The organism is Eubacterium maltosivorans (assembly GCF_002441855.2).
In the GTDB taxonomy this organism is placed as follows: domain Bacteria; phylum Bacillota; class Clostridia; order Eubacteriales; family Eubacteriaceae; genus Eubacterium; species Eubacterium maltosivorans.
On the sequence record NZ_CP029487.1, the window covers coordinates 205,633 to 219,473 of the forward strand.

The 13,841-nt window shown below is 50.0% G+C and carries 11 protein-coding genes; all 11 read left to right on the forward strand.

Going from position 1 to position 13,841, the window contains the following annotated elements; genetic code table 11:
• The first annotated feature begins 63 nt into the window (after positions 1 to 63).
• Positions 64 to 978 carry a YitT family protein gene (locus tag CPZ25_RS01075; protein WP_074616139.1) on the forward strand — a complete coding sequence of 305 codons (915 nt, stop codon included), beginning with the start codon at positions 64 to 66 and terminating at the stop codon, positions 976 to 978.
• 9 nt (positions 979 to 987) lie between these two features.
• Positions 988 to 2,070 carry an FAD:protein FMN transferase gene (locus CPZ25_RS01080; RefSeq protein ID WP_096919403.1) on the forward strand — a complete coding sequence of 361 codons (1,083 nt, stop codon included), beginning with the start codon at positions 988 to 990 and terminating at the stop codon, positions 2,068 to 2,070.
• A gap of 98 nt (positions 2,071 to 2,168) precedes the next feature.
• The gene (locus tag CPZ25_RS01085) at positions 2,169 to 2,660 is read left to right on the forward strand and encodes a hypothetical protein (RefSeq protein WP_058695019.1); all 492 of its coding nucleotides are present in this window, start codon (positions 2,169 to 2,171) and stop codon (positions 2,658 to 2,660) included.
• A gap of 148 nt (positions 2,661 to 2,808) precedes the next feature.
• Positions 2,809 to 2,898 carry a K(+)-transporting ATPase subunit F gene (kdpF, locus tag CPZ25_RS21130; RefSeq protein ID WP_074616136.1) on the forward strand — a complete coding sequence of 30 codons (90 nt, stop codon included), beginning with the start codon at positions 2,809 to 2,811 and terminating at the stop codon, positions 2,896 to 2,898.
• Positions 2,895 to 4,580 carry a potassium-transporting ATPase subunit KdpA gene (gene kdpA / locus CPZ25_RS01095; protein WP_096919404.1) on the forward strand — a complete coding sequence of 562 codons (1,686 nt, stop codon included), beginning with the start codon at positions 2,895 to 2,897 and terminating at the stop codon, positions 4,578 to 4,580. Before kdpF ends, kdpA begins: the two co-directional genes overlap by 4 nt.
• A gap of 17 nt (positions 4,581 to 4,597) precedes the next feature.
• Entirely contained in the window at positions 4,598 to 6,658 is a 2,061-nt protein-coding gene (gene kdpB, locus CPZ25_RS01100) for a potassium-transporting ATPase subunit KdpB (RefSeq protein WP_096919405.1), read from the forward strand.
• Between the two features lie 10 nt (positions 6,659 to 6,668).
• Positions 6,669 to 7,241: a potassium-transporting ATPase subunit C gene (locus CPZ25_RS01105; RefSeq protein WP_074616133.1), complete on the forward strand. Its 573-nt coding sequence runs from the start codon at positions 6,669 to 6,671 to the stop codon at positions 7,239 to 7,241.
• A gap of 91 nt (positions 7,242 to 7,332) precedes the next feature.
• Entirely contained in the window at positions 7,333 to 10,056 is a 2,724-nt protein-coding gene (locus CPZ25_RS01110) for a sensor histidine kinase (protein ID WP_096919406.1), read from the forward strand.
• Positions 10,046 to 10,741, forward strand: coding sequence for a response regulator (locus CPZ25_RS01115; RefSeq protein ID WP_058695014.1), 696 nt, complete (start codon positions 10,046 to 10,048; stop codon positions 10,739 to 10,741). Before CPZ25_RS01110 ends, CPZ25_RS01115 begins: the two co-directional genes overlap by 11 nt.
• A gap of 241 nt (positions 10,742 to 10,982) precedes the next feature.
• A complete protein-coding gene (locus tag CPZ25_RS01120) occupies positions 10,983 to 12,188 on the forward strand; it encodes a BaiN/RdsA family NAD(P)/FAD-dependent oxidoreductase (protein WP_167495131.1) in 1,206 nt (401 codons plus the stop codon).
• Complete coding sequence (locus CPZ25_RS01125; protein WP_096919408.1) at positions 12,181 to 13,752, forward strand: NAD(P)/FAD-dependent oxidoreductase; 1,572 nt, start codon at positions 12,181 to 12,183, stop codon at positions 13,750 to 13,752. Before CPZ25_RS01120 ends, CPZ25_RS01125 begins: the two co-directional genes overlap by 8 nt.
• Positions 13,753 to 13,841: the final 89 nt, after the last annotated feature.

Consider the following 13,841-nt stretch of genomic DNA (forward strand, 5'->3'; position numbering starts at 1 on the left):
TCGCGTCACGGGTAAAATGTTATAATCGAGAGCAGTGAGTTCAAGAATAAAGGAGACAGTAGGATGAAGACAGAATTAAATAAAAAAGTGCCCTTTGGGGGATGCTCGTTAAAGGATTTTGGCATGATCGCAGTCGGATCATTTTTGTTATCGCTGGGGATCAGCTGGTTTGCGGACCCGGCCGGACTGGTCGTTGGGGGCATCAGCGGCCTCGCCATTGTTGTGAAAGCGGTCACCGAGAGCTGGTTTGGCTTTGCGGTGCCCCTTGCGGTTACGAACCTTGTCCTCAATGTGCCGCTGTATCTCATCAGCCTGAAGCAAAGAGGGTTTGGGTTTATACAAAAATCCATCTACGCGGTTTTATTGATGACACTGTTTTTGTGGGTGGTCGAGTACATTCCCAATATCTTTGATTTCAAGGATGATCTATTGCTGGCGGCGCTGGCGTGCGGTGTGTTATCCGGCGTCGGTATCGGTATGGTCATGCGCGTCAATGGAACCACTGGCGGCACGGAAATGCTGGCAGCCATCGTCAAGTACATCCACCCTCATTTTCCCATTGCCAAACTGATTTTTTTTATTGATGCGGCAATCATTGCTCTTGGCTTTTTCATTTTTGGGCCGGAGCGGACTGTCTATGCGGTCATCAGTGTTTATGTATGCTCTAAAATTATTGACGGCATGCTGGAGGGCGTCCATTTCGCCAAGGAGGCTTTGATTATCAGCGATAAGAGCAAGGAAATATCTGAAGCGATTTTTGAGTATTTGGATCGCGGCAACACGGGTATCCCAATCAAAGGGATGTATACCGAGGAGCAAAGGGAAATGCTGATGGTGATTGTCTCGCAGAAGGAAGTCGTTCAGCTGCGCCAGATTGTGACAGCCATTGATCCCAGAGCTTTTTTGATTATCGGAGATGTCCACGAGGTGCTGGGTGAAGGTTTTAATGAAGACTACGATGAGCTGAGCCTGAGCTAGGAGGGCGCTATGAAGAGGAAATACATTAAACCGGCCGGACTGCTGATGGCTGTCTGTATGGCGGTCACAGGACTGGCGGGCTGCGGGAAAGAAAAAGTGGCAACCCGTACCGATTTTGCGCTGGATACAGTCATCACCATCGCGGCCTATGGTCAGTCGGCTGAAGGAATTTTAAAGGAGCCTTTTAACCGGATACGTGAGCTTGACGGCAAGCTCAATGCATTTTCAGAGGACAGTGAGATTTCTAAAATTAATGCTGCCGCTGGTCTGGAGCCGGTGGCAGTGTCGGAGGATACCTTTAACGCGGTGAAAAAGGGGCTGGAGTACAGTGAGAAGACAGACGGCGCTTTTGACATCACCATTGGCCCGCTGGTGGATTTGTGGAAGATTGAAGCGCCGGGAGAAGGGGTTGTGCCTGAGCAGTCTGATATTGACGCGGCCAGAGCGCTTGTGGATTACCGGAAGGTGGTTTTGGATGAAGCGGCTCATTCGGTGTTTTTGAAAGATCCGGGAATGAAGATAAACCTTGGAGCCATCGCAAAAGGCTACATCGGTGACGCGGTAAAGTCTGTACTGCAGTCGGAGGGGGTAGAACGGGCCATTATTAATCTTGGCGGCAACGTGGTGCTGCTTGGCGGAAAGTCAGACCGCGAGCCCTTTACGGTGAGTCTGGAAAACCCTGAAGACCCATTGAGTAACGGCAGTATCAGTGATGCGTCGACCCTTGGGGTTTTAAGAGAGAGGAAGAATTCAATTGTTACCTCAGGGGATTATGAGCGCTACTTTATTGGGCCGGACGGTAAAAGATACCACCATATTCTGGACCCCAAAACAGGATATCCTGCGGAGTCAGGCCTGCACCAGGTCACGGTGATAACGGACGTATCGGCCGATGCTGATGCGCTGTCGACCTCTTTCTTCGTGATGGGTCTGGATCAGGCTATGGCTTATATCGGCGAAACGGAAGGCGTCGAGGCAGTTTTTGTGACGACAGATAACCGCATTGTGGCGACAAAAGGGATGGAGGATGCCTTTATCTTTGATGAGCAGAATTATGGGAATCAGTATACTCTGGAATTTACAGAACCTTGATTCTTAATACGCATTTATTAACAGAACCTTTATGAGCTTTTGAATATAATAAGAGCTGAAAAGAGAAGCCATGGGATGTGGTGGAAAAGAGGGAAAAAATGAATGCAGAATTTACAGAAAAAGCGGTTACAAAAAAGATAAGCAAGTGGCAGACAGCCTGCCAGGCTTTTGCCGGAACACAACCGGAGGAGCTGGCGGCTATAGCGGCGCTGTGCTATAAAAATGATGACACCGAAAGGGGGCAGGCAGTCTATAGACAAGTATGCCGGTATTACCCCAATGCGGAAGGCTTTTTTCAAAACGTCGAATACAGGCGGATCGGCTATAATGAAAAAACTGGCCTGAGCGGCATAAATTTTGATGGAAACATCATAAGAAAAGGCAGTGTGGACGCTGTGCAGAACTATTTTCTGGCTCTTGGCCATGCGTTTCCGGATGCCTGCATACTGGCAGAAAAAACCGCTGGTATACCCGGGCATAAAATAGAAGTGATCTGCAAAAATGGTGAAGTTATCGGGATGGTCACTCTGGTGCTGGAGCAATCCGTTATTTCTGAAAACAATATAAAAGAGGCCGCCTTAACAGCCTAAAAGGGAGATGAAAAGAGTGATTTTCATCTCTCTTTTTTATATAGCAGGGAGATCGTAACGAAACATTAATGGCATTATATACTTTCTTTACACTATCTTTATTTCGGTGCGGGTATAATGCTAACATCGAAAGGGGTGGAGAAGTATTATGGAAATAATAACGATCGCTACAGGTATTCTTGGGTTGGGATTAATGGGGTATCTGTTTTATGTTTTATTCAAAGGTGAGAATTTATGAGCAGCGCGATCATTCAGGATATTATCTTTCTCGTCTGTGTCATTGGGCTTGGGGCTCCTATAGGAAAACTGGCTTATAAAATTATGGAAGGTGGAAAGATAAAGTTTTTAGGCTTTTTAAGACCTGTAGAGCTTTGTGTGTACAGAGCGATGGGTGTCGACGAAAACAGAGGAATGAGCGGCAAACAATACGCCACTTCCGCCCTCCTGTTCAGTCTTTTTGGTTTGATCTTTTTAATCGCTCTGCTGATGTGCCAAGGGTTTCTTCCCTTTAACCCTGAAGAACTGCCGGGATTGAGCTGGGATCTGGCCTATAACACTGCGGCAAGCTTTGTGAGCAATACAAACTGGCAGGCATACAGTGGTGAGACAACTCTTTCCTATCTGTCGCAGTTTCTTGGACTAACGGTTCAGAACTTTGTGTCCGCGGCAACAGGCATTGCGGTTTTGTTTGCCCTGATCAGGGGGTTTATCCTCAAAAAATCAAAAACTATCGGGAACTTCTGGTGTGATCTTGTAAGAACGGTTCTGTATCTGTTGCTGCCACTGTCCTTGATTGTTGCCATCATCCTGATGTCTCAGGGCGTTGTACAGACACTGGCGCCATACGCTCAGGCCGCGCTGCTGGAGGGCGGCGGTTCTCAGGTAGTCCCTCTGGGGCCGGCGGCCAGCCAGATTGCCATCAAACAGCTTGGCACAAATGGCGGCGGTTTCTTTGGCGTTAACTCAGCCTTTCCGCTGGAAAACCCAACGGCTATTTCTAACTTTGTAGAATGCTGGGCGATCATCGTCATTCCGGCGGCTTTATGCTTTACTTTTGGAAAAGCCGTAAAGGACAGTAAGCAGGGCCGGAGCATTTTGACCGCCATGACGCTGGTGTTTATTATCGCGCTCACCTTGACCACCATGAGTGAATACAATCTTGGTCCGCAGTTCAATAATGTGGCGGCTTCTGCCAGCATCGAAGGAAAGGAGGTCCGGTTTGGCGCAGGAGGTTCAGCGCTTTGGGGAGTGACCACCACAGCGGCCTCCAATGGATCGGTGAACGCAATGCACGACAGCTTTACACCGCTTGGCGGTATGTTTCTTATGTTTATGATGCAGTTGGGAGAAATTATCTTTGGCGGCGTCGGATCTGGGCTTTATGCGATGCTGGCCTTTGCCGTCCTTGCGATTTTCATCGCGGGGCTGATGGTTGGGCGTACACCGGAATACCTTGGCAAAAAGATAGAGCCTTTTGATATGAAAATGACCTGTACGATTATTCTGGTCCCGCCGCTGCTCATATTGGGTGGTACAGCGATTGCCACCATGATGCCGCAGGCATCTGACTGGCTGACAAACAGCGGTGCACATGGATTTTCAGAAATCCTTTATGCCTATACCTCTGGCGGGGCAAACAATGGGAGCGCTTTTGCGGGCTATGCGGCCAACAACGTGTTTAACAATGTGATGATCGGCTCAGAAATGCTGCTGGTACGCTTTATTCCAATGGTTGCTGTGGTTCGCCTTGGCGCAAATCTGGCGTCAAAGAAGGCAGTGCCCAAAAGCGACGGTACACTCAGTACCACTGGCCCCATGTTTGTGGGACTGCTGATCGGCGTTTTTCTGATCATCGGCGCGCTTAGCTTCTTACCGGCACTGGCCCTTGGACCAATTGCGGATTACTTTACCATGTTATGATGTGAAAAGGTGAGAAAATGAAGAAAAAAAGCATGTTTAGCAAAGACATCATGAAGGACTCACTTGTCCAGTCTTTAAATAAATTAACGCCGCGCGTGCAGATCAAAAATCCGGTCATGTTTGTGGTATACCTCGGAGCCATCCTCACATCGGTTTTATTTGTTCTGTCATTGTTTGGCATCAGCGATGCACAAAGCGGTTACACCTTCGCCATTGCCATTATTTTGTGGCTGACAGTTCTTTTCGCCAATTTTGCCGAAGCGCTGGCGGAGGGCAGGGGACGCGCCCAGGCAGAAAGCCTGAGGAGCAGCCGGAAGGATGTAATGGCGAGAAAGCTAAAAACAGCGGATGTTAATGCTGATTATGTGGAGGTTAAAGCTTCTGAACTAAAGAAAGGCGACATCTTTCTGGTAAAAGCCGGAGAACAGATTCCTATGGATGGTGAGGTTATCATTGGCGCGGCATCAGTAGACGAGAGTGCCATTACCGGGGAATCGGCCCCGGTAATCCGTGAGTCAGGCGGGGACAGAAGCGCTGTCACGGGCGGTACCTCGCTGGCCTCTGACTGGCTGGTGGTTCGTGTAACGGCCGAATCGGGAGAAACCTTTCTGGACAAAATGATCGCCATGGTAGAAGGTGCTTCCAGAAAGAAAACACCCAATGAGGTTGCCCTTCAGATTTTGCTGGTAACCCTGACCATTATATTTTTAGCCATCACGATTACGCTGTTTCCTTTTTCAGGATTTGCCGCGGCGCAGACCGGGCAGGGCGAAGCGGTCTCAATTACCAACCTTGTCGCTTTGCTGGTCTGTCTGGCGCCAACCACCATCGGGGCGCTGCTTTCCTGTATTGGGATTGCGGGAATGAGCCGGTTAAACCAGGCTAACGTGTTGGCCATGAGCGGCCGTGCCATTGAAGCCGCAGGCGATGTGGATGTTCTTCTTTTAGATAAAACAGGCACCATTACCCTCGGCAACCGCCAGGCCAGTGAATTTTTGCCGGTAAAAGGTGTAAGTGAGGAGGCGCTGGCCGACGCGGCGCAGCTGGCATCCCTGGCAGATGAAACACCTGAGGGCCGCAGTATTGTGATTCTGGCTAAGAAAAGATTTAATATCCGCGGGCGGGATATGGAAAAGCTCAACGCAGATTTTGTGGAATTTACAGCCAAAACCCGTATGAGCGGCATCAACTATAACGGTAATGTCATTCGGAAAGGCGCGGCAGACGCCATAAAAGAGTATGTGATGATAAAGGGCTACCCATATCCGGATGAGTGTGAAAAGATTGTCGAGAATGTCGCCAGTCAGGGAGGGACACCGCTGGTAGTGGCTAAAAATGGCCGCGTGCTGGGGGTTGTCCACCTGAAGGATATTATTAAAAACGGCGTTAAAGAAAGGTTTGACGACCTGAGAAAAATGGGGATTAAAACCATTATGATCACTGGAGATAATCCCATGACAGCCGCGGCCATCGCAGCTGAAGCGGGTGTGGATGATTTCCTGGCAGAGGCAACCCCGGAAACCAAGCTAGATTTAATCAGGGATTACCAGTCCAGGGGTTATCTGGTTGCCATGACCGGTGATGGCACCAACGACGCCCCCGCGCTTGCCCAGGCGGATGTGGCCGTCGCCATGAACACTGGTACACAGGCCGCCAAGGAAGCCGGAAATATGGTGGATCTGGACTCCAGCCCCACCAAACTGATTGAAGTCGTACAGATCGGCAAACAGCTGCTGATGACCCGGGGTTCATTGACGACCTTCAGCATTGCCAACGATGTGGCCAAATACTTTGCCATTATCCCGGTCCTGTTCTTTGCTATTTATCCCCAGCTTTCAGATTTGAATTTTATGGGGCTGACCAGCGGCACCAGCGCCATGCTCTCAGCCATTATTTATAACGCGCTGATCATCGTTGCGCTGATTCCTCTGGCCCTGAGAGGGGTCAAGTATCAGGAACAGCCGGCAGGAAAGCTGCTGCGCCGCAATATGCTGGTCTATGGCCTGGGAGGGCTCATCGCGCCCTTTATAGCCATCAAGCTGATTGATATTATCCTAACCGCCTGCGGATTAGTGTGAGGTGAGTGAAATGACTGAAAATAAATCGGTAGTGCGACCGGCCATCGTTGGGTTTTTGATACTGGCACTTATTACAGGCGTGATCTATACCTTTGTGTGCACAGGTATCGGTCAGCTTCTGTTTAACCATAAGGTAAATGGGAGCATCATCAGCGGGACGGCCAATGGGCAGGAGGTATCGTACGGTTCTGAGTTTTTAGCGCAGCCTTTTACAACCCCTGAATATCTGATTGGCAGGCCCTGGAATGACGGAGCCCCCACGAATTTAAACCCGGTAGGTAACGAGCAGGCGGCGCTGGTCCAGGAAAGAATCGACTGGTGGCATGAGCTGGACCCGCAGAATAGAGCAGATATTCCAATGGAACTTGTTACTGTGAGCGGCAGCGGCTATGACCCCGAAATCACACCGGCCGGGGCTGAGTACCAGGTGGCGCGTATCGCGAGAGAGCGCCGTATCAGTGAGGAAAGGGTAAGAGAAATCATCAGCGCCAATACAAAGGATCGAGCTTTTGGCGTGTTGGGCGAGCCAACGGTTAATGTACTAAAAGTAAATTTAGCACTTGATGGTATTGAAACAGAATAATCGTCTATGATAGTATTAAGGGATAGAGGAAGCTCTATCCCTTGAGATACGTTGAGCGATAACAGAGATAAGGTCATAGTGGAGGTAAAACATGGATTTTCGGGATGAACGTCCAAATCCGGAACGTTTACTGGAAGAAATAAACGAGGAAGAACGGCGCAGCAGAGAAGATGAAGAGGGTATCGGGCATCTGAAAATCTTTTTTGGTTATTGCGCTGGTGTAGGCAAAACCTATACAATGCTGGAAGAGGCGCAGCAGCTTTATAAGAAGGGTGTGAATGTACTGGTAGGCTATGTGGAGCCCCATACCCGTCCCGAGACCATGGCAATGCTTGAGGGACTGCCTGCAATCCCGCCTCAGGTGGTGGATTATAAAGGCATCACCCTCAGAGATTTTGATCTGGACAAGGCGCTTGAACAAAAGCCAGAGGTCATTATCGTCGATGAGTTTGCCCACACCAATCCGGAGGGCTTTCGCAATAAAAAGCGGTATCAGGATATCGAGGAGCTGCTGAATGCGGGCATTGACGTGTATACCACTGTCAATGTCCAGCATATTGAGAGCCTGAATGATGTGGTCAGCAGCATTACCGGGATCATTGTCCATGAACGTGTGCCGGATTACATTTTTGATAAAGCAGATAAAATTAAGCTGGTGGACATTGATCCCGAGGAACTTCTGAAGCGTTTTGAGGAGGGAAAGGTCTACGCGCCGGAAAAGGCAGATCTGGCGAAAAGGCGGTTTTTTACCGTTGAGAACCTGAACGCCCTGCGTGAAATCGCCATGCGTAAGGCGGCAGACCGCATTGTCAGCGGCGCCGGCACGAAAAAGAAGAAGGTGCCCTTTTCTAAAATGCTGGTATGCGTGGGGCCGTCGCCTTCGTCGTCGCATTGCATACGGACCACAGCCAGGATAGCCGACGCTTTCCACATTCCGTGGGTCGCATTGTATGTTAAAACCTCAGACCGAACCTATGCGGATATCAGCGAGCGCAAAAACCTGCAAGATAACATGAACTTGGCCGAGCAGCTGGGTGCGGAGATTGTCACCATGCAGGGCGATGATATGGCCATGGTAATATCCGAGTACATCAAGCAGTCTGGGATTACCAATGTTGTAATCGGCAAAGGGAGAAACAAGCCAAATCCTTTTAAAGAGGATCTGGAAGATCAGCTTTTAAGCATGAACCCTGGCATTGAGATACACATTGTGCCGGACAGCCAGGCCGAAAAAAATGGCGGCAGTATTCCCAAAAAGCGGCTGAGCTGGCTGAGTAAGCGCATATTGAGCCTGCATTTTTCATTGAAGGATTTTGGGAAAACCGTTTTGATGCTGTTGCTGGCAACGGTGGTCTCGTTTGGGCTCAGAGACCTTAATCTGGGTGACCAAAACATTATCATGGTTTATATTCTTTCGATTCTGGTGATTTCCAGATTAACCGTTGGATATTTATATGGTGTATGCGCCTCTGTTTTCGGCGTACTGCTTTTTAACTTTTTCTTTACAGAGCCTTACTTCACCTTTAATGCCACCAATCCGACCTACCCGGTAACTTTTATCGTGATGCTCTTGGTAGCATTGATGACGAGTGCGCTGACCAATGGGATTAAGGTTCAGGCCAAAATGGCAGTGATGAATGAAAGACGCACTGAGATTCTTTATGAGCTGAGCAAAAAGCTGCTGATTACCCGCGGCCTTGAGAATATTGTCACGCTAACAAATGAATCTCTGACCTCAATTTTTGAGCGTTCTGTTATTTTTTATACGCAGAATCCAGATGAAAAGAACTGTGGAACTTTTATGCAGGGGCCGGAGCACACAAGCGGCAGCTTCATGCAGTCCAAGGAAGAGGAAGCAGTGGCTCACTGGGTATTTCAAAACAAGAAAGCGGCCGGAAACGGCACAGACACGCTGGTGGGCGCAAAGGGATTTTATATGCCGGTTGTCTCACAGGACAGGGTCTTAGGCGTTATTGGCGTTTCCTGCGTCGAGGAGATGCTTCCGCCAAAGCGGCGGGCATTTTTAAAAATGATCGTGTCACAGGTTGCCATGGCTCTTGAACGGCAGCGGCTTTCTGATGAACAGGGAAAGGCGCGTCTGGAAACAGAAAAGGAAAAGATGCGGAGCAATTTTCTCAGAGCCATTTCCCATGACCTGCGGACACCGCTGACCGGCATCCTGGGCTCCAGCTCGGCGCTGCTCGAAAATATCGGAGAACTGGATATCCCGACGCAGAAAAAGCTTTTGCGTGATATCAAGGATGATTCTGAGTGGATTATCCGCATGGTTGAGAACCTGCTTTCCGTGACGCGCATCGGAGAGGGAAAGGTTGATTTGAAGAAGCATCCCGAGGCGGTAGAGGAGATTGTCGGCGAGGCTGTCGCCATTATCCGCAAACGCTTTGATCATACGGACATTAAGGTTGAGGTGCCGGATACCCTTTTGATGGTATCCATGGACGGCACGCTGATTGAACAGGTCATGATCAACCTGATGGAAAACGCCATAAAGTACGCGGGTTCTCATCCCGTTTTAGATGTAAAGGTGCAGAATTTAGGGACAAAAGCCCGCTTTATCGTGGGTGATAATGGAGAGGGAATCTCCGAGACCATGCTGCCGCATATTTTTGAAGGCTACATGGGTGATGATGAAAAGAGCAGCGATTCACGCCGCGGCATGGGAATTGGTCTGACCATTTGCAAATCCATTGTTGATGCCCACGGCGGTACATTGAAAGCTAGAAATAAACAAGAAGGCGGGGCAGAGTTCAGTTTTGAACTGCCCGTAGAGGAGGATGACAATAATGAGTCATAAAGCGTTAGTACTCTTAGTTGAAGATGAAAAAGGAATAAGGAATTTTATCTCCACAGTTCTCGATGTCAATAATTACCGCGTAGTGGAGGCGAGAGACGGAAAGGAAGCCCTTGAGCTTTTTACTTCGCGGTGCCCGGATTTAATCCTGCTGGATCTTGGACTTCCGGATATGGACGGCATAGAGGTTTTAAAAACCATCCGGGGCTGGTCTGGCATACCGATTATCGTTGTCTCGGCAAGGGGCCATGAGCGCGAAAAAGTCGAGGCGCTCGACCTTGGAGCAGATGATTACATCACCAAACCGTTCGGGACTTCGGAGCTGCTGGCCCGTATCCGCACAGCCATGCGCCATCAGCAGGTGACAGTGGAGGTGCCGGAGAGAACGATCTTTTCTGTGGGGGACCTGACCATTGATTTTGATAAAAGGCTGGTGACCCTGAATGATAATCCAGTCCATTTTACGCCCATCGAGTACAAAATACTTGAGATTTTGACTCAGTATCCTGGAAAGGTGGTCACCTATGATCAGATTATTAAAGACATATGGGGGCCATATACCAATGAGAATCAGACGCTTCGGGTAAATATGGCAAACATCCGCCGGAAAATTGAGAAAAACCCTGCGGAGCCCAAGTATATTTTGACAGAGGTGGGCGTAGGATACCGGTTTGTAGATGAGATATAGGCTTTGAAGAAGCCATTGAGAAACTTCAGAATGCGCTGCGGCGCTCTGAAGTTTTTTTATTATGAGAGCGGCCATACTGCTTTTACCATCGCCTGTTCTTGCGCCAGCTTGTAAAAACAGATATAATATTACACTACAGACCATTGACAAATAAAGGGCTGGCATGGCATCAGCTTTTCCCTTTGCCAGCACAAAAGTCATATTGTCGCAATGGGCTGAAAAAGAAAACAGGTGAATGATCATGAAAAAAAATATGGAGGACCTCATTATTATCGGCGGCGGGGCTGCTGGTCTGGCCGCGGCGGTTACGGCCAAACGTGCCGCGCCGTCTATGCGGGTCACAGTGCTTGAAAAAAAAGATAAACCAGGCAGAAAGCTCAGGGCCACTGGAAATGGCCGATGTAATATCACGAATACAGCCCTGGCGACAGCCCCAACGACCATTGCTTTTTTTGAGTCGCTGGGAATCCCCGCGCGGGAGGACAGCGAGGGAAGGGTTTATCCCTTTTCAGAAAGTGCACCGCGGGTGGCAGATGTTTTTACAGAGCATCTGAAAGCCCTTGGCGTGAATCTGTGGACTAATGCTCCGGTCAGGGGCCTTTTGGTTGAGAAGGGCTGTTTTACTGTGGATGTTGAAAAGGAACAGCTTTTTGGAAAAGCAGTTATTCTGGCCACTGGTGGAAAGGCGGGGCCCTCCTATGGGTGTAGCGGCGATGGATATGCTCTGGCAAAGGCCCTGGGGCATAATGTGACCAAAACACTGCCGGTTTTGACGGGAATTTGCTGTGCGGAGATGCCGGAAGCCTTAAAGGGGATCCGGGTAAAGGGAAAGCTGAGCCTGAACTGCCGCGATCAGGTGGTCTTTTCGGAGCAAGGGGAAATCCAGTTTACCGACTATGGCATTTCGGGTATCTGTGTTTTTAATCTGAGCCGTTATCTAAAATATCTGGGAGAGGAAAAGCTTGAGCCCTATACAATATATCTCGACCTTGCGCCGGAAAGGAGCTTTGCTTCAATGCTTTTTTCATGGCGTCAGGACAGTGTGCTCGGAGGGAAGACCTGCACAGATGTCGTATCCGGAATGATCAAGCCGCCACTGGCGGCGCTGCTGCTTAAGCAGGCGAGTATCAATGAGAAAAGGAAGCTTTCAGAGCTTTCGGAGTCTGAAATATTCATGCTGGATGAACATTTGCACCTTCTGAGCTTTAAGCCAGTTTCCACCATGGGCTTTAAGATGGCCCAATGCACGGCAGGCGGTATTAAAGCCAATGAGGTAGATGAAAAAACACTGGCGTCAAAAATAATGCCAGGTCTCTATTTTGCCGGGGAAATTCTGGATTACGACGGCCCTTGCGGCGGTTATAATCTGGATCATGCTTTCAATACAGGGCGCCGCGCCGCTGAGGCCGCAGCGGCCGCATTCCTGCAGGGAGGCCATCATGTATAATTATCGAATCACCAATATTCGTCTGGAGCTGAACCAGGGCTGGAGCGCGCTGCCTGAAAAGGTGGAGAAAGCCTGTGGCCTCAGCGCTGGAACCCTTGCCGAATCGGACATTGCGGTCCGCAAAGAATCGCTGGATGCCCGGAAAAAAAAGGATATCCACCGGGTGCTCACCCTTGATTTCAAGTATTGTGGAAAGCTTCCTGCGCGTGGTCGGAAGAGAGTGTCAGCTGCGCCAGATCTGAGGCCAAGAGCCATTGCGCCAGGAGAAAAGCCGCTGGCAGGCCGTCCCCTGGTAGTCGGCTTTGGTCCATGCGGTATTTTTGCCGCGCTCTCATTGGCTGAAGCGGGCTATGCGCCCATTGTTGTGGAACGGGGGCGCCCCATGGAACAGCGTGTGGCCGATGTGGATGCTTTCTGGCAAGAAGGAAAGCTCGATCCTGAATCCAATGTGCTGTTTGGAGAGGGCGGCGCCGGAACTTTTTCCGACGGCAAGCTGACCACGGGAATCAAGGATCCCCATATTCATCAGGTGCTTACTTCCTTTGTGGATGCCGGGGCGCCGGAGGATATCGCCTATGCTCAAAAGCCACATATCGGGACAGACATTCTCCGTAAAGTTGTGGTAGCGTTGAGAAAACGCATTGAGGCAGCAGGCGGAGAAATCCATTTTAACACACAGATGACAGGCTTTGAGCAAAATGAGAATGGCGAACTGGTTTCAGTAGAGCTGAAAACCGGAGAAGAGAAATGGAAACACAGCACAAACGCTGTTGTACTGGCCTTAGGGCACTCCGCGAGGGATACGTTCCGCGCTTTAAAGGATATGGGCATCCCGATGGCGCAGAAACCGCTGTCCATCGGGGTGCGTCTGGAACATCCCCAGCGCATTATCGACCAGGCCCAGTACGGCGGTCAGACCGGCCTTCCTCCGGCGAGCTATAAGCTTTCCTGCCGCGCGCAGAATGGACGGGGCGTTTACTCCTTCTGCATGTGTCCGGGCGGTGAGGTGGTGACAGCTTCCACGCAACCGGGCATGGTCTGTGTCAATGGTATGAGCAACCGAAACCGCGACAGCGGTACTGCCAACGCCGGAATTTTAGTAGATGTCCGGACAACGGATTTTCCGTCAACGGATGTTCTGGCAGGCATTGAATTCCAGGAATACTGGGAGCGGCGTGCCTTTGAATATGGAGGCGGCCGGTTTGCGCCGCCAAGATGCAGTTTTGCAGAGTTTCGCGATAATACCGGAAGGGGGCCGGAGGTTGCAGCGTGCCTGCCGGATTTTGCAGCGGAGGCTCTGAGAGAAGCCATACCGGTATTCGGTAAGCGGATCAGGGGCTTTGACTCGGACAAGGCGTGTGTTACAGCTGTGGAAACCCGGAGCTCATCACCGGTGCGTATTCTCAGAAACGATGATTACGAAAGCGCGCTTAAAGGGCTCTACCCTGCCGGTGAGGGGGCGGGATACGCTGGAGGGATCACCAGCGCTGCCTGCGATGGCCTCCGCGTGGCTGAAGCGATTGTCAGAAGGTTTGCGCCCTTTCTGGATAAAGTGAAGCTTTGAAAACATGAATATGAGCCGATAGATAAAAAAAACACATAAGTCGCTTACATTTTATCTTTAATCGCTATGAGGTTTATGCTACACTTAGC